This window comes from Microlunatus phosphovorus NM-1 (assembly GCF_000270245.1).
GTDB lineage: Bacteria > Actinomycetota > Actinomycetes > Propionibacteriales > Propionibacteriaceae > Microlunatus > Microlunatus phosphovorus.
On record NC_015635.1, the window covers coordinates 3,152,114 to 3,168,588 of the forward strand.

General features: G+C 69.7%; 17 protein-coding genes. 1 reads left to right on the forward strand and 16 read right to left on the reverse strand.

The window, feature by feature from the left end:
- Nucleotides 1–41: 41 nt before the first annotated feature.
- From MLP_RS14130 to hisI, 11 genes are all read right to left on the reverse strand, one after another.
- Nucleotides 42–1,619, reverse strand: coding sequence for a bifunctional shikimate kinase/3-dehydroquinate synthase (locus MLP_RS14130; RefSeq protein WP_013863806.1), 1,578 nt, complete (start codon nucleotides 1,617–1,619; stop codon nucleotides 42–44).
- Nucleotides 1,620–1,808: 189 nt separating this feature from the next.
- Nucleotides 1,809–2,564, reverse strand: coding sequence for an SDR family oxidoreductase (locus MLP_RS14135; protein WP_013863807.1), 756 nt, complete (start codon nucleotides 2,562–2,564; stop codon nucleotides 1,809–1,811).
- The gene (lgt, locus tag MLP_RS14140) at nucleotides 2,561–3,529 is read right to left on the reverse strand and encodes a prolipoprotein diacylglyceryl transferase (protein ID WP_013863808.1); all 969 of its coding nucleotides are present in this window, start codon (nucleotides 3,527–3,529) and stop codon (nucleotides 2,561–2,563) included. Before lgt ends, MLP_RS14135 begins: the two co-directional genes overlap by 4 nt.
- Nucleotides 3,530–3,578: 49 nt before the next feature.
- Nucleotides 3,579–4,076, reverse strand: coding sequence for a MauE/DoxX family redox-associated membrane protein (locus tag MLP_RS14145; protein WP_013863809.1), 498 nt, complete (start codon nucleotides 4,074–4,076; stop codon nucleotides 3,579–3,581).
- Nucleotides 4,073–4,918 carry a tryptophan synthase subunit alpha gene (gene trpA, locus MLP_RS14150; RefSeq protein ID WP_013863810.1) on the reverse strand — a complete coding sequence of 282 codons (846 nt, stop codon included), beginning with the start codon at nucleotides 4,916–4,918 and terminating at the stop codon, nucleotides 4,073–4,075. Before trpA ends, MLP_RS14145 begins: the two co-directional genes overlap by 4 nt.
- Nucleotides 4,915–6,177, reverse strand: a complete 1,263-nt coding sequence (trpB, locus tag MLP_RS14155) for a tryptophan synthase subunit beta (RefSeq protein WP_013863811.1) — start codon at nucleotides 6,175–6,177, stop codon at nucleotides 4,915–4,917. The genes trpA and trpB overlap by 4 nt, the downstream gene beginning before the upstream one ends.
- Before the next feature lie 40 nt (nucleotides 6,178–6,217).
- Nucleotides 6,218–7,021, reverse strand: coding sequence for an indole-3-glycerol phosphate synthase TrpC (trpC, locus tag MLP_RS14160; protein ID WP_013863812.1), 804 nt, complete (start codon nucleotides 7,019–7,021; stop codon nucleotides 6,218–6,220).
- Nucleotides 7,022–7,033: 12 nt separating this feature from the next.
- Nucleotides 7,034–7,282 carry an HGxxPAAW family protein gene (locus MLP_RS14165; protein WP_013863813.1) on the reverse strand — a complete coding sequence of 83 codons (249 nt, stop codon included), beginning with the start codon at nucleotides 7,280–7,282 and terminating at the stop codon, nucleotides 7,034–7,036.
- Between the two features lie 7 nt (nucleotides 7,283–7,289).
- Complete coding sequence (locus tag MLP_RS26475) at nucleotides 7,290–7,940, reverse strand: Trp biosynthesis-associated membrane protein (RefSeq protein WP_172641575.1); 651 nt, start codon at nucleotides 7,938–7,940, stop codon at nucleotides 7,290–7,292.
- 25 nt (nucleotides 7,941–7,965) lie between these two features.
- Nucleotides 7,966–9,489, reverse strand: a complete 1,524-nt coding sequence (locus MLP_RS14175) for an anthranilate synthase component I (protein ID WP_013863815.1) — start codon at nucleotides 9,487–9,489, stop codon at nucleotides 7,966–7,968.
- A complete protein-coding gene (gene hisI, locus MLP_RS14180) occupies nucleotides 9,486–9,866 on the reverse strand; it encodes a phosphoribosyl-AMP cyclohydrolase (RefSeq protein WP_013863816.1) in 381 nt (126 codons plus the stop codon). The genes MLP_RS14175 and hisI overlap by 4 nt, the downstream gene beginning before the upstream one ends.
- Nucleotides 9,867–9,972: 106 nt before the next feature.
- Here hisI and MLP_RS14185 point away from each other — a divergent pair, with 106 nt between their 5' ends.
- A complete protein-coding gene (locus MLP_RS14185) occupies nucleotides 9,973–10,623 on the forward strand; it encodes a TIGR03085 family metal-binding protein (protein ID WP_013863817.1) in 651 nt (216 codons plus the stop codon).
- Between the two features lie 47 nt (nucleotides 10,624–10,670).
- On the opposite strand, the gene MLP_RS14190 is transcribed toward MLP_RS14185, so the two are convergent.
- The 5 genes from MLP_RS14190 to MLP_RS14210 form a co-directional block, all read right to left on the reverse strand.
- Nucleotides 10,671–11,270, reverse strand: coding sequence for an energy-coupling factor transporter transmembrane component T family protein (locus MLP_RS14190; RefSeq protein WP_013863818.1), 600 nt, complete (start codon nucleotides 11,268–11,270; stop codon nucleotides 10,671–10,673).
- Complete coding sequence (locus tag MLP_RS14195; RefSeq protein ID WP_013863819.1) at nucleotides 11,267–11,962, reverse strand: energy-coupling factor ABC transporter ATP-binding protein; 696 nt, start codon at nucleotides 11,960–11,962, stop codon at nucleotides 11,267–11,269. Before MLP_RS14195 ends, MLP_RS14190 begins: the two co-directional genes overlap by 4 nt.
- Nucleotides 11,953–13,068 (reverse strand): thiolase family protein, encoded by a 1,116-nt coding sequence (locus MLP_RS14200; RefSeq protein WP_013863820.1) that lies wholly within the window; start codon nucleotides 13,066–13,068, stop codon nucleotides 11,953–11,955. Before MLP_RS14200 ends, MLP_RS14195 begins: the two co-directional genes overlap by 10 nt.
- A complete protein-coding gene (locus MLP_RS14205) occupies nucleotides 13,065–14,066 on the reverse strand; it encodes an AMP-binding enzyme (RefSeq protein ID WP_013863821.1) in 1,002 nt (333 codons plus the stop codon). Before MLP_RS14205 ends, MLP_RS14200 begins: the two co-directional genes overlap by 4 nt.
- 109 nt (nucleotides 14,067–14,175) lie before the next feature.
- Nucleotides 14,176–16,407 carry a beta-glucosidase gene (locus tag MLP_RS14210; protein ID WP_013863822.1) on the reverse strand — a complete coding sequence of 744 codons (2,232 nt, stop codon included), beginning with the start codon at nucleotides 16,405–16,407 and terminating at the stop codon, nucleotides 14,176–14,178.
- Between the last annotated feature and the right edge of the window lie 68 nt (nucleotides 16,408–16,475).

The window sequence follows — 16,475 nt, forward strand, 5'->3', positions numbered from 1 at the left end:
GAGCGGCTCCTTCGAGGTGCGAACGTTCGGCCGTGATTGTGTCAGGAGGCGGCGAGATCGGCCAACGCACCCGCCACCTGCGCGCGTGTCGGCTGGGCGCCCGTGACCGGGTGGCCGATCCCACGCAGCAGGATGAAGCGCCAGCCATTGCGGTATTTCTTGTCGCGCTCCAGGGCCCAGGCGAGTTGGTCGACCGTGAAGGTCGCCTGCACCGGCAGCCCCAACGCCTGCAGGACCGCCCGGTGCGATTCGACCTCGGTCTCGTCCAGCCACCCCAGGCGATGAGACAGGTGGGCCGCCGCCATCAGGCCCAGACCGAGCGCACCGGGCTGGGCCGGGGCCGCCGCGGCGAAGGCGCGGGCGAAGGTGTGCCCGTAATTCAGCTGGGCTCGAGCACCTTGCTCACGCTCGTCGGAGGTGACGATGTCGGCCTTGATCTCGACGCTGCGGCGTACCGCTCGAGTCACGGCGATCCGCTCGCGGGCGACCAGGTCGGCACCATATTCGATCAGGAACTTCAGCAGCTCGCGGTCAGCCAGGAGTGCATGTTTGGCGATCTCCGCCAGACCGGCCGAGTAGTCAGCCCCGTCCCGGGCAGCGGCCAGCTCCACATCGGAGACCACCAGGACCGGCTGATGAAGCAGACCCAGCAGATTGCTGCCCTCGGGCAGGTCCAGGGAGCACTTGCCGCCGACCGCCGAGTCAGCCTGCGCTTCCAACGTGGTGGGGACCAGCGCCAACGGCATGCCACGGTTGTAGGTCGCAGCCAGGAAGCCGACCACGTCGCAGATCTCCTCGCCGCCGACACCAAGCAGCAGATCACCCCGATGGACGGCCAGCTCGGCCAGGCGGCTCGCCAGCTCGCCGAGCGTCGCGAGGCTCTTGACCGGTGTCTGGCTGCTTCCAGCTGGGACGGTGAGCTGATGGACCACCAGCTCTCGGTCTGCGACCGCGACGGCGAGCTGCTCGCCGACCGCGTGGGCCTCGGCACCTGAGATGACCACGATCCGCCGGGCCTCGGGCAGTCTCGGCAGCAGTCGGCCCACCTGGCGGATCAGCCCGTGGCCCACGTGCACGCGGTAGGAGCCTCCGGGCGGGGCGACCAGGACGCCGCGACTGCCGTCGAGCTCGGTTGTTCCGGTCAGCTGGGAGACGATCTCCAGCGCGATGTCCTCGACCCGGCGACCGGTGGTCAGCGAGGTCAGGGTGGCGACCGAGGCATAGACGGCCAGGCGTGAGGCGTACAGCTCCGGCAGGTCTGGTCGTCCGAGCAGCGGACGGTAGCGATCACCGCGCGCCCGGGCCAGCGCCTCGTCGAGGTCCACGTGCAGGTAGACCACGGTGTGGCCGCGAAGCAGTTCGCGGGTGGTCGTCGAGCCGCAGGCGCCACCCCCGAGGGACAACACACATGCCGGTCCATCGAGGAGGTCCGCGATGGTCTGCTCCTCGACCTGGCGGAACCCGGTCTCCCCCACTTCGGCGAAGAGTTCCGGGACGGTACGCCGCTGCTCGTGTTCGATGACCAGATCACTGTCGACGAACGGCAGGCCCAGCCGCTCGGCAAGCAACCGTCCGATGGTCGTCTTTCCGGCGCCCATGAAGCCAATCAGGACGATCACGGGGTCGGAGTCTACTGGCGCTAGCGCGCGTGGACCGCCTCATCCCGCGGCACCTGCCTCTGCCAGTTCCCCGCACTGAGCCACGACGAGGTCTTGACACTGGTCGACAAGCGGCAACTGTCGGGTCGAGGTCGGAGTGCTGTGCGAGGCCCAGGGACTGTGATCGAGCAGTGAGGCGGGCCGAACCGATCAGTACTGGATGGTCAGGCCGCCGTCGACCACGATCACCTGACCGGTGATGTACGACGCGCCGGGACCGGACAGGAAGACCACGGCACCGGCGATCTCGGCGGGATCGCCGAAACGGCCGAGGACGGTGCGCTCGCGGACCCAGCGCTGCCACTCCGGGGTGGCGAACATCGGCGCATTGACCTCGGTGCCGAAAGCCCCTGGGGCGACGGCGTTGACCCGGATGCCGTGCTCCCCCAGGTCGGCTGCCATCGCTCGGGTCAACCCCTCCAGACCAGCCTTCGCGGCTGCATAGCCGACGTCGCCGCGATGACCGAGGATGCCGCCGACCACCGAGGTCACATTGACGATCGCCCCGCCGCGTACGCCGTCGGCGACCATCCGGGCCGCGACCAAGCGGCTGAGCGCGTACGCCGCGGTCAGGTCGATGTCGACCAGCCGTCGGAAGTCGGCGACCGGCAGGTCGAGGGCGCCGCGCCGGTCCCGCTGACCGACATTGTTGACCAGGATGTCGATCGATCCGAGCGACTCCACCGCCTCCGGGCTCACGGTGCCGGCATCGAACACTGCCGGTTCCGCGGCCAGACCTTCGGCGACCAGCGCGGCCACCACAGATCCGGTCCGCTCGGGGTCCCGGCCGTTGATCAGCACCCGCGCACCGGCTCGACCAAGTCCGCGGCACATCTCCAGGCCGAGACCCCGATTGCCGCCGGTGACCAGGGCAGTCTTCCCGGCCAACTCATCGGACACGGTCACGGCGACTTTTCATCCGCGCTCTCGGCAGTCCCCGCTCTCTCGGTGCTCTCGGCGTCCACCCCACTACTGGCGCCGGCGGGGTCAGCCGCCTGGTCGGCGTCACCATCGATGCCAGACTCCTCGCTCGGCTCGGGTCCTTCCACCACCAGCTCCCGGCCAGGTCGGTTCTTCACCAGCCACAGCAACCACAAGAGTGCGACCACGAAGACGATCAACGAGGTGTAGTTGTTCAGCCGGAAGCCGCCGATCTCGTTCACCGAGTCGATTCGCAACGCCTCGATCCAGAACCGGCCGGCGGTGTAGAGCACCACATAGAGGGCGAACACCTTGCCGTGCCCGAGCTTCCACTTCCGGTCGGCCCAGATCAACACCCCGGCCACCCCGAGGTTCCACAGCAGTTCGTACAGGAACGTCGGATGGAAGGTGGCGTAGTCCTCATAGCCGGACGGGCGGTACTGCTCATCGATCTCCAGCCCCCAGGGCAGGGTGGTCGGCCGGCCGAACAGCTCCTGGTTGAACCAGTTGCCGAGCCGGCCGATGGCCTGCGCGACAGCCAGCCCTGGCGCGACGGCGTCCAGCAGCGCCGGAAACCGCACCTGTCGACGGCGCGCCACGAAATAGCCGCCGAGGACGCCCAGCGCCACCGCGCCCCAGATCCCGAGTCCGCCGTTCCAGATCTTCAAAGCGTCGAGCGGATCTCGCCCGGGCCCGAAGTAGAGCTGGTAGTCGGTGATCACGTGGTAGATCCGGGCACCGACGATGCCGCACGGGATCCCGACCGCGATCACCAGCTCGAGCGTGTCCGGGCTGCCACCCCGAGCCCGCCAGCGGCGACTCGCGATCATCCCGCCGACGATGATGCCGGCGATGATGCACAACGCGTACGCACGGATCGGGACGCCGAAGACGTGCCAGATGCCCGTGTCGGGGCTGGGGATGAAGAGGGGTAGGTACGCACCGGTCACTGCTGCGCGGCCTCCAATCGAAGAGTCAGGCCATCAAAGGGTCGGCCCATCACAGGGTCGGGCCAGTGGGTGGGTGGTCGAGTGCGAACCTACTGCGCGGTTGCCAGACCAGCCAGCCGCACAACGCCGCCAAGCCGAGATCACGGATGATCTCGAAGGTGTAGTGGGTGTCGCCCGGCGCCACCGGACCACCGCCACCGAAGCAGCCGCAGTCGATGCTCATCCCCCGGGCCGCCACCGAGATCACGGCGGCGGTGAAGACCAGCGCCAATACCCCGGAGACCGCCGCCACAGGCCGGGTGAACAGGCCGGCGATCAGCAACAGGCCGAGGCCCACCTCGACGAACGGCAACACCCAGCCGAGCACCTGGGCCGCCGCCGGAGGCAGCAGCTGATAGGCCTGCGCGGCGGCTACCGAGGACTGCAGATCGATCACCTTCAGCGCACCCGCCGCCAAGAGCGTGACGCCCACGATCAACCTGGCCAGGGTCGAGATCCAGGGCACCAGCGCGGCGAAGCGCGGCGACTGGGCCCGGGGCGCGATCATCCGGAGTGGTGTCGGACACCGGCCGCGAGGTCGTCGACCACGGCGCGCAGACCCGACAGGTCGTCGGGCGTGCCGGCGGCTTCGGCGGCGAGCAGCGTGGCGACCAGTGCCGAGCCGACGATCGCCGCATCCGCGTAGCGGGTGATCTCGCGGGCCTGGGCGCCGGTGGACACGCCGAGTCCGACACCCACCATGGCACCGGGGTCGGCCTGCCGGATGCGCTCCACCAGGGTGGGCGCGGCCGAGGAGGTCTGCGCCCGAGCACCAGTGACACCCATCACGGCGGTCGCGTACACCCAGCCCCGGCAGGCGGCGAGGGTGCTGGCGATCCGCTCGTCGGTCGACGACGGTGAGAGCAGGAAGATCCGGTCGAGTCCGTGAGCGTCGGAGGCGGCGAGCCAGGCCTCGGCCTCGTCCGGAGTCAGGTCCGGCGTGATCACCCCAGATCCCCCGGCGGCAGCCAGGTCGCGGGAGAAGGCGTCGGGACCGTACTGCTCGATCAGATTCCAGTACGTCATCACCACGGCCTGGGTGCCGGTGGAGGCGACCGCCTCGACGGCGGCGAAGGTGTCCTTGGTCCGGACCCCACGGGCCAGCGCCCGGGTGCCGGCGCGCTGGATGGTGACACCATCCATCATCGGATCGCTGTACGGCAGCCCGACCTCGACCAGGTCGACGCCCGGGCGGTCGCTGTTCGGGCCATCGCCGCAGAGCGCTTTGACGGCTGCCAGGGAGGTCGCGACGTCCGGATAGCCCACGTGCAGGAAGCCCACCAAAGCGCCACGCCCGGACGCCTTGATGTCGGCGAACAGCCGACCGGAGCGGCCGAGGTCGAAGCTCATCGGGTCTCCCCCGCGGTGCTCGGCGTGCCGGAGGTGTCGATGTTGAACCACCTGATCGCCGTGTCCACGTCTTTGTCGCCACGGCCGGACAGGCTGACCAGGATCAGGGGCGGCGTGCCATCGGCCCGGAGCGGCAGCCGCTTGCCCAGCTTGATCGCCCCCGCCAGCGCATGAGCCGACTCGATCGCCGGCAGGATCCCCTCAGTGCGGGTCAGCAGCGCCAGAGCTTCCATCGCCTCGGCATCGGTGATCGCCTCGTAGTGCGCCCGGCCGGTGTAGGCCAGCCAGGAGTGCTCGGGGCCGACCCCGGGATAGTCCAGACCAGCTGAGATGGAGTGCGACTCCTTGGTCTGGCCGTCGTCGTCCTGCAACACGTAGGTCCGCATCCCGTGCAGCACGCCGACCGAGCCGGCCGAGATGGTGGCGGCATGCTTGCCGGTCTCCACCCCGTCGCCGCCGGCCTCGAAGCCGTACAGGGCGACCTCGGCGTCGGGAATGAAGTCGGCGAAGATGCCGAGCGCATTGGAGCCGCCGCCGACGCAGGCCGCGACCGCGTCCGGCAGCCGGTCGTAGCGGTCCAACAACTGGGCACGGGCCTCGGTCGAGATGATCCGCTGGAACTCCCGAACCAGCAGCGGGAACGGGTGCGGGCCGGCGACGGTGCCGATCAGATAGTGGGTGTGGTCGACGGTGGAGACCCAGTCCCGCATCGCGTCGTTCATCGCGTCCTTGAGCGTCTGCGAACCGGACTCGACCGCGATCACGTCCGCGCCGAGCAGCCGCATCCGGGCGACGTTGAGCGCCTGCCGCTCGGTGTCGACGCGGCCCATGTAGACGGTGCACTCCAGCCCGAACAGCGCCGCGGCGGTCGCGGTCGCGACCCCGTGCTGACCGGCACCGGTCTCGGCGATCACCCGGGTCTTGCCCATCCGCTTGGTCAACAGCGCCTGCCCGAGCACGTTGTTGATCTTGTGGGAACCGGTGTGGTTGAGATCCTCCCGTTTCAGCACGATGGTCGGCGCGACGCCCGACTCCCCCACGGCGTGCGCGGCGAACCGGGGCGCCTCGGTGATGGGGCTCGGCCGACCGGTGTAGTCGGTGAGCAGCTTGGTCAGCTCCGCGGCGAAGGCCGGGTCGGCCTGGGCGGCATGGAACTCCGCCTCCAGCTGTCGCAGGGCGGCGTAGAGCGCTTCGGGGACGAACTTGCCGCCGAACTGGTCGAAATGACCGGTCGAGTCGGGCAGGACCTGGGTAACCACGGGTCGATTCCTATCATTGCCGGACGGCGGCGGCGAAACCTCAAGACTTGTGCAGGGCCGGGTGGGCGCCGGCCGCGACGAGATCTGCGACCCCGGCCCGGGGGTCCCGGCCGGTGACCAGGGCCTCGCCGACCAGCACCACGTCGGCGCCGTGGCGGGCGAGCTCGATGACATCGTGCGGACCGCGTACGCCTGACTCGGCGATCCGGACCACGCCGTCGGGAATCAGCGGCGCCAGCCTTGCGAAGGTGAGCGGGTCCACCTCGAGGGTCGCCAGGTTGCGGGCGTTCACTCCGATCACATCGGCGCCGGCGTCGAGCGCCCGGCGCACCTCGTCGGCGGTGTGTGCCTCCACCAACGGGGTCATCCCGATCGAGCGGGCTCGTTCGATCAGCGACGTCAGCTCGGCGTCATTGAGCGCGGCCACGATCAGCAGCACCAGGTCGGCGCCGGCCGCGCGCGCCTCGAACAACTGGTAGGAGGTGACGATGAAGTCCTTGCGAAGCACCGGCACCGCCACCGCGCATCGGACGCTGACCAGATCGTCCAGCGAGCCGCTGAACCGGCGCTGCTCGGTGAGCACCGAGATCGCTGCCGCGCCACCGGCCTCGTACTCCGCGGCCAGCGCGGCGGGATCGTCGATCGTGGCCAGAGCGCCCTTGCTGGGGCTGGAGCGCTTCACCTCGGCGATCACGGCGACACCCGGGCCGCGGAAACGCGGCATCGGGTCGATGGCCGGGTCGACGATCTTGACCCGGTCCTTCAACCGATCCAGGCTCGTGGTGGCCTGGCGGAGTGCGAGGTCCTCACGGACCCCAGCGATGATCTCGTCGAGTGCGCTCACTACTTCTCCCGCCTAGTAGGCGCCTTTGCCCATCTTCTGTAGGGCCACGGTGGCAATGATGGCAATCAGGAACAACGCCGCGGAGACGGCCACGATCGGCACGCTCAGCATCATCATGCCGATCGCACAGACGATGAAGCCGACCAGCGCGATCATGCTGCCTGCCCACGCGGCGGGCGTCCTGCCGTGGTGGACGTGCTTGGTGTAGGGAGCAGGCTTGTAGTCGTGGATGTCGTAGAACTCGGCAACCTTGTCGGCCATCAGGTCATCACTCCCGCTTCGATTGGTCGGTGGTGTCCATTGTGACGCTTTCCTCGCCGGTACGCACGTCGGGGTCCGCGGTGGGGTCTCGCCCCGCGTCCAGATCCTTCCAGGCCTGCGCCGGATCGTCGGCCAACTCGGCCTTCGCGGTGTCCGTGGCAGTGTCCGTGCCGGATCGGTCGAAGCGAGAGACTCGGGCCGACCACCCCGGTGCGCCCAGCCAGAGCAGCACCGCACCGATCAACACCAGCAGCCCGGCGGCGGCGTACACCCAGGGCCAGGCAGTGGTGCTGAGTGCGAACTGGTCGGTCAGGCTGACCTGCCGGACCCGGGTCCGTACGGCGTCCGCGTCGGGGGCGCTCTGCAGGGCACCGGTCACGATCATCCCGATGCCGGCCGCGGCCAGCAGCGCGGCGAGCACCTGGCGACCCTTCGCCCGCAGCACCAACAACAACAGCACCCCGCACAGGGTGACCGCGGCGAGCGCCTGGCACAGCCCGCCGGTGGCATCGGAGCCGCTGAAGGCGACCGCCGCCCCGTCGCCGCTGGCCCGCCACCAGGGCTGAGCGCCGGCCACGAAGCCGATCCCGGCACCGACCAGCAGCATCGCCATGGTCGCTCCCCGACTTGCGGGGATGCCCCGGTGACGAATACTCACGTCGCCCATGCTCAGGTACCCATGCTCAGACAACGGGGCAGAAGGACTGCGCGACGGCGATCGCCCGCACCACCGCGGCGGCCTTGTTCTGCGACTCCTGATCCTCGGTCGGCGGGTGCGAGTCGGCGACGATGCCGCCACCCGCCTGGATGTAGGCGGTGCCGTCGCGGAGCAGCGCGGTGCGGATGGCGATCGCGGCATCGGCGTCCCCGGCCAGATCGAGATAGCCGACCACGCCGCCGTACAAGCCGCGGCGGGACACCTCCAGCTCGTCGATGATCTCCATCGCGCGCACCTTGGGTGCGCCGGACAGGGTGCCGGCCGGGAACGCGGCCAGCACCGCATCGAGCGCGGTGCGACCGGGTGCGAGCCGGCCGGTCACCGTGGACTCCAGATGCATGATGTGGCTGTAACGGCGTACGTCCATGAACTCCACCACCTCGACCGTGCCGGGCTGACAGACCCGACCGAGGTCGTTGCGTCCCAGATCCACCAGCATCACATGCTCGGCCCGCTCCTTCGGATCCGAGAGCAGCTCGGCTTCCAGCGCGGTGTCCTCGGCCGGGGTGGCACCCCGGGGTTTCGAGCCGGCGATCGGGTGGGTGAGGACGGCGTCCTCCTTGACCGTCACCAGGGCCTCGGGTGAGGAGCCGACGATGTCGAAGCCGTCGAGCCGCAGCAGATACATGTACGGGCTCGGGTTGGTCAGCCGCAGCATCCGGTAGACGTCCAGCGCGTCGGCGTCGGTGTCGACCTCGAACCTTTGGCTGACCACGATCTGGAACGCCTCACCGGCCTTGATCTCCTCCACGGCCGAGGAGACAGCCGCCTGGAACTCCTCCGGAGTCCGCTGCCGGCGTACCGTCAGCGCTGGTGCCGGGCTGACCGACACCGGTGCCGGCTCGGTGGGTTGCGCGATCGCGGCGGTGAGCGCGTCGACTCGGGCCACCGCATCGGCGTACGCGTCGTCCACCCGCTCGTCGCTGCCGTCGAAGTTGACTGCGTTGGCGATCAGCCAGACCTGCTGATCGAGATGGTCGAGCACGACCAGGTCGCCGACCACCAGCATCACCAGTTCGGGGATGCCCAGATCGTCCGGGTTGCTGTCCGGCAGCCGCTCGATCCGACGGATCACGTCGTAGCCCAGATAGCCCACCAGCCCCGAGGTCAGCGGCGGCAGCGCCGGATCGCGCGGGGTGTGCAGTCTGCGCAGGGTCTCGGCGACGGCTTGCAGCGGATCGCCACCGCTGGGCATGCCGGCCGGCACTCGACCGGTCCAGGTCGCCGCCCCGTCGGTCTCGGTCAGGGTCGCGACCGCGTTGACACCGATGAAGGAGTAGCGCGACCAGACGCCCTGCTCGGCGGACTCCAGCAAGAAGGTGCCCGGACGGTCACCGGCGAGCTTGCGATACAGCCCGGTCGCGGTCTCGGTGTCCAGCAGCAGCCGGCGGCGTACGGAGATGACCCGGCGATCCGGTGCCAGCGCCCGGAACTCCTCCAGACTCGGCTCGATCACACCGGTCGGGGTGCTCTGGTTCGAGTTACTCATGCGGCCACCTCGAGGACGCGGGCGTCGAAGCAGGTGCGGTCGCCGGTATGGCAGGCCGCACCCTCCTGGTCGACCGACACGAGCAGGGTGTCGCCGTCGCAGTCGAGCCGGACCTCCTTGACCCACTGCCGGTGGCCACTCGTCTCGCCCTTCACCCAGTACTCCCCCCGGCTGCGGGACCAATAGGTGGCCCGGCCGGTGGTCAGCGTACGGTGCAGCGCCTCGTCGTCCATCCAGCCGACCATCAACACCTCGTGGGTGTCCCACTGCTGGACGACCGCCGTCACCAGACCCGCCGCATCGCGCTTCAGCAGAGCGGCGATACGCGGGTCGAGAGAGGTCGATTCAAGGTCAGGCGTCGGGCCGGGAACAGTCACGACACGTATTCTTCCCGACGGCTGGTGGGAAGCCACCAGAGTGACCACGCAGGCGACAATTCGGCCAATGAGCACATTCGCGCTCGTACGTCTACCATGTCCTCCCGTGACCTTCGCCAAATCGGAGCGTGCCGCTCTTTGCGACCTCTTCGATGTACGCGGCCCTGCCGCGCCGACTCTGTGCGAGGGCTGGCTGACCCACGATCTGGCCGCACATCTGTGGATTCGTGAAACCGACCCGATCGGTGCCTCCGGGATCGTGGCCAAGCCGCTGTCCGGGCTGCTCGACCGGCGGATGGCCGGCGTCAAGCAACGCTGGGAGTTCTCCGAGTTGGTCGACCGGATCCGCAACGGCCCCGGCCGCTTCTCGGTGTTCGCCCTGCCCGGAGTGGACGAACCGGCCAACACGACCGAATTCTTCATCCACCACGAGGATGTCCGCCGGGCCGGGGACGAGCCGCTGCCGCCGCGGGAGCTGGCGACCGAAGTCGAGGACTGGATCTGGAAGCGGCTGAAGCTGATGGCCCGGGCCTTCTTCCGGCGGGCCCAGGTCGGCGTGGTGCTGGAGCGGTCCGATCAGACGGGCGAGGAGCCGGAGACCATCCGGGCCGTCTCCGGAGCCAGCATCGTCACGATCATCGGGAAGCCCAGCGAACTGCTGCTGTTTGCCAGCGGCCGGGTCACCGCCGCCGACGTCCGGCTGGTCGGCGAACCCGAGGCGCTCGATCTGCTGCACAGCGCCGATCTCCGAATCTAGCCAGCAGCCGGTCACCGAAGGAAGCACCGACACGAAACGTGTGCGCTCTAGTCGTCCACACCTCGAGCGACCAAGGCGTCACCCATCCGCTGGGCGTGTCGTAGGGCCCGGACCAGCAACGGCACGGCAAAGGCCCGCGGACTCAGCGTCTTGCCCCGGGCTCGTTGGGCGTCGCGGATCTGCTCGGCCAGACCGAGCACCACCGGCACAGCACGAATGCTGAGCGCGATCAACAAGCCGACTCGCTCTGGGTTCACCCCGAAACGTCGAAACGGGCCCAGCGCAGCCACGACGACGTCACTGAGGTCGGTTGTCGTGGTGGTCAGCGTGACCAGGCCGGCTGCCAGCACCAGCAGCCCGATGGTGACCACCACCGAGACCGCCAACTGCCAGCTGCCAAACACCAACTGCGCTACCCCAATGGCAGCCAGCATCCACCACAACGGACGCAGCTGGCGAAGGGCGAAGCGCAGGTCAATCCTGGCCAGCGGATACAGACCGCAGACCAGGACGAGCAGTACGCATCGGGCCCACCAGGGAATCAGCTGGGTCACCAGGGCAAGCGCAACCAGACCGATGAGCTTCGTCGCAGCCGGTGCTCGATGCAGCATTGAGCCACCCGGCAGATAGAGCCCGAGCAGACTCATCCGCCGGTCCGCATCAGCTGCTGGTAGCGGTCGATCGCCTGGTCGGGCGGCGCATCGGCGACGATCCGCCCTTCCTCGAACACCAGGACGCGATCAAAGCCGGCCAGCAGGTCGAGGTGGTGGGTGAGCAACACCACCTGCTCCCCCAGGCCCGCGACCAGGGTCATGATCTGCCGGGCATTCCGCAAGTCGAGCAGCGTGGTCGGCTCGTCCATCACGACCAGCGCCGGCTCGGTGACCAGCACCGATGCCAACGCCAGCAGCTGCTTCTGGCCACCGGACAGCAGATGGGCCGGGTGGTCGGCGTGCTCGGCCAGCCCGAACCGAGCCAGCGTCTCCGCCACGCGAGCACGCAGCGCGGTCCCGCGGAGATCTCGGCGGCGCAGGCTGAAGGCGACGTCCTCGGCGACGGTCGGCATCACGATCTGTGCGTCCGGATCGGTGAAGCAGAAGCCGACCAGCTGGCGTACCCGTTTGCCGTCCCGGCGGGTGTCGTGACCGGCGATCCGTACGCTGCCGTGGTCCGGCAGGATCAGGCCGTTCAGCAGCCGGGCGAAGGTCGACTTCCCCGACCCGTTGGCCCCGATCACGCCGATCCGGTGTTCGTCCAGCCGGACCGTGATGTCGTGCAGCACCGGTCGTCGTCGCCCGGCGTAGGTGTGGCTGACGCCCTCGACCTCGATCAGGGGCACGATTCCACCGCCATTGCCACCCCCTGCCCGCCGCCGACCGCGATAGCGGCCAAGCCCAGGACTCCGGGCCGCGGGGTACGCACCAGTTGGCTGAACAGCCGGGTCAGGAGCACGGCACCGGATGCCCCCCACGGGTGGCCGAGCGCCAGCGCACCGCCCTGTACGCAGATCCGCTCCGGGTCAAGACTCAAGTCGTCACAACACGCCAGGACCTGGCCGGCGAACGCCTCGTTGAACTCGATCACCCCGACATCGTCGAGGCTCAGGGCGAGCTGATCGAGCACGGCTCGTACGGCGGGCACGATCCCCAGGCCCGGGGTCCGCGGATCCACCCCGGTCGTCTTCGAGGCCAGGATGCGGAGGCCCGGAAGTCCGCGACGGCGACGCTCTGTCTCGCTCATCAGCGCCACGACCGCGGCGCCGTCGTTGACCCCGCAGGAGTTCCCGACGGTCGCCGTGCCCTCGGGACCAAAAATCGGTCGCATCCGCGCCAGCCGTGCCAGACTCATCCGTGGCCGCGGCCGCTCGTCCTGAGCCAACCCGGCAACTGGCACGAGCTCGCCGTCGTAGGTCCCGGCGGCCTGTGCGGCGACCGCCAGCCGGTGCGAGCGGAGTGCGTACGCGTCCTGCCGCTCCCGCGACACCCCGCGCAGCCGGGCGACGTGGTCGGCGGCGTCCCCCATCTCCGGATCACCCAGCTCCGGCGGCGCGAACGGTGCACGACCAGGGCGCGGGGACGTGGAGGCAGACTCGACCCCGCCGGCCAGGATCACCGGTCTCGACGATTGGGTGGCTGAGACCAGCGCGGCCCCCACGGCGACCGCGGCCAGCCCACTGCCGCACTGGCGATCCACGGTCAGGCCGGGGACCGCGAGCCCCAATCCGGCCTGCAAGGCGGCGAATCTCGCCAGGTCGCCGCCTGGCCCGGTGCAGTTGCCGAGCACCACATCCGCCACGTCGTCGGGTGCGATCCCGGCGTCGGCCACAACGGCCGGCAGCACCGCGGCCGCGAGATCGGCGGCAGTGCTGGTTGCCAGCCCGTGCCCGGCCGTGCCGGTCGGGGTTCGGCGGGCGGCGACGATCGCGACGTCATTCATCGCCATCATGACTGGGCGATCCTGGCTCGGTCGAGCTTGCCGGCGGCGGTGGTCGGGAACCGATCCAGTACCGACCAGGCTCGTGGCCGATGGCTGGGCGCCAGCTCGCGACGCGCCACCACGGGCAGACTCTGTGCGTCGGTCGGATCGGTGCAGACCGCGACCAGCACAGTGCCGAGGCGGGGATGTGGTCGGCCGACCACCAGGACCTCGCCACGCGCGTACGGCCGCAGTGCGGCCTCCACGTCGGCCAGCACCACCGTGACGCCGGCGGTGGTGATCGCGTCGGCACGACCCGACACGGTGATCCGTCCGTCCGGCTGGATCGAGCCACGGTCGCCGACGCTCATCCAGAGCTCACCGTCGCGCTCCATCGTGCAAAGCACCGGTTCGGCGCTGTCCTCCCGCAGGCACAGCCACGGCGAGGTCACCCACAGCTCGCCATCGATCGTCGCTGCTCGCACCTCAGGGAAGAGGGTGAGGGACTCGGCATCTCGACCCCACGCGACGAAGGACAGCTGAGCCGCTCCGTAGTAATGGTGCACCTGATGACCGACGGCTTCAGCGGCCTCGGCCAGTCCCTTCGGGAGCCGGTCGCCGGCCACCACGAAGACCACTCGATGATCGTCGCCAGCCTGCTCGTCGAGCAGTCGGTGCAGGACCGCCGGGGTGCAGAACACGTGGCTGGCCGATCCGAGATCGTCGACCAGGGGCGCGCCGGTGTGGTCCGCCAGGCAGATCGCGTACGCGTTCATGCTGGCCTCGGCCGGCCCCGGCACCCAGACGCTGCTCTCTGCCGAGAGGCCGCACAGGCCCGCCACCACGGGAAAGCTGTCCACCCAGGACGCGGCCGTACGCACCACCCAGCGGGGGCGACCGGAGGTGCCGGCAGTCGCGAGCCGGATGGTGCCCTCGGCCGCGTATGCGGCTCGGAGTTGGGCAGGAGTGATCACGGAAGCGCCCGCTCCGAGAGTCGGCACGGCGTCACGGACGGGATCGTACGTCACAATCGCTCGGCGTCCGCGCCGTGCGGACTGCTCAAGACCCACCACGAGAAGGAGGTTTGGCACCTGATCTCGGCCTTTTCGGGTGCCAAACCTCCTTCTCGTGAGCCGACTACGCGACCTGGATCGCTCCGGTCAGCCGAATGTCGGCCGAGGAGGCACCGACGCCGATCTCGACCTCACCAGCGGGGGTGGCCCAGTCGTGGGTCTCGACGTCGAAGTACGACACCTTGCGGCGCGGCACCGACAGCGACACCCGCTCGGACTCGCCCGGGGCCAGCTTGACCTTGGCGAACGCCGCCAGCTGCCGAGCCGGGGTGGGCACCGGAGCCGGCAGCTCGCCGACGTAGACCTGGACGACCTCCGAGCCTTCCCGGCCACCGGTGTTGGTCACCGATACCGACACCGTCGCCACATCGTCGCCGTCGGCCGCCTCGACCGCCAGGTCGGAGAAGTCGAAGCTGGTGTAGCCCAGGCCGTGACCGAACGGGTACGACGGCGCCGGACCGTCCGCGGTCACCGCGCGATAGCCGACGAAGACGCCCTCGGTGTAGTGCACCTGTCCGTCCACGCCCGGGTAGGTGCGCGGGTCCGCGGCCGGCGTGTCCGCCAGGCTCGCCGGGATGGTCAGCGGCAGCCGACCACCGGGCTCGACCTCGCCGGTCAGCACCCGAGCGAGCGCCTCACCCTGCGCCTGGCCGGGGAACCATGCCTGCAGCAGCGCGGCCGGCTCCTGACCCCAGCGGGTGACATCCACCGGCGCGCCGGTCATCAGCACCACGACCGTCCGGGGATTCGCAGCCAGCACGGCCTTGATCAGGTCGTCCTGGCCACTGGGCAGACCCATGTGCGGCCGGTCATCGGCCTCCGCCTCGTAGGTGCGCACGACGACCACGGCCACATCCGACTTGGCCGCGAGCTCGGCGGCCTCGGTCACCTCCGGTGAGTACACCCCGGCCGGCGGCACCCAGCCGAGCCGGAACCGGGCGCCGAGCAGGAAGCCCTGCGACGGATGGTTGGCGGCGTAGTCCAGCCGGATCGGATACTCCTTGCCGGCCTCGAGCTCGAGGGTGAGCTCCTCCACGGTCGGGTTCTCGGCGGCGTCGCCACCCCAGCCGTATGGCTTTGGTTCAGCCGGCTCGGCCGCCTCGACCTCGGTCGCCACCGCCAGGTTGCCGCTGGAGGAGACCGCCTTGCCGTCGATCGAGAACGCGTACGAGCCGAGGGAGGTGATGGCGAACTGGTAGGTGCCAGTGGTCGGCACGACCAACGAGCCGGTCCAGCGCGCCGAGATCTGCGCGTTCAGGTCGCCGGGCAGCTTGTCGTACCGCGGCGACGCAGCGTTGAAGCCCGGGAAGTTGTGGAAGCCCATGTTGAGCTCGACCTGGCCGTCGTTGCGCACCAGGAACGGGTCGCCGCCGAAGTCGGGGTTCGTCCAGAACTCGGCCCGCAGTCCGCGCTCACCCTCCGGGGTGCGGAAGAAGCTCGACGGGATCGCATCCGGCCCCGGCAGCAGGGCGCCCGGGGTCACCGGGTCCGAGCCGTACGCCACCGTGATCTCGACATCCTCGCCGAGCGCTGCGGCCAGGCCGTCCAGCGGCGAGGTGCCCTTGGTGGCGCGCACCATCGAGCTGCCGCCACCCTGAGCGCCGACGCCGTCGACATCCGGTCCGATCAGCGCAACGCTCCGGACCTCGCCGAGCGGCAGCAGTCCGTCGTTGCGGAGCAGCACCGTGCCGGCCTCGGCGACCCGACGGGCCACCTCGTGGTGGTCGTCGACGGCGAACTCGGCGATCCCGACCGGGTTCTCGAGCTGACCCATGCCGATCAGCGGCCGCAAGATCCGGCGCACCTTGTCGTCGATCACCGACTCAGCGACCTCACCGTTGCGCACTGCCTCGAGCAGCTTCGAGCCCCAGAAGCCCTCGTTCGGCTGCTCCTGGTCGAGCCCGGCGTTGGCGGCGTCCGCGGTGCTGTGGTTGGCGCCGTAGTCGCTCATGATCCAGCCCTGGAAGCCGAAGGTGTTCCGCAGCAGATCGGTGAGCAGGGTCGGGTTCTCGCAGGCGAAAGCGCCGTTGACCCGGTTGAACGAGCCCATCATCGAGGCGACCTCGGCCTCGCTGATCAGCGCCTCGAACGGCGGCAGATAGAGCTCGCGCATGGTCCGCTCGTCGATGACGGCGTCGACGCTGCTGCGATGGTCTTCCTGATTGTTGATCGCATAGTGCTTGGCACACGCCTGCACACCCTGCGCCTGGACGCCACGCACCATCTCGACACCGATCGCGCCGGCCAGCAGCGGATCCTCGCCGTAGGACTCGAAGGTACGTCCGCCGACCGGCACCCGGGCGAGTCCACGGCCGGGCCGAGCGACACGTTGTGGTCGGTCGCCCGGCACTCGATGCCGACGAC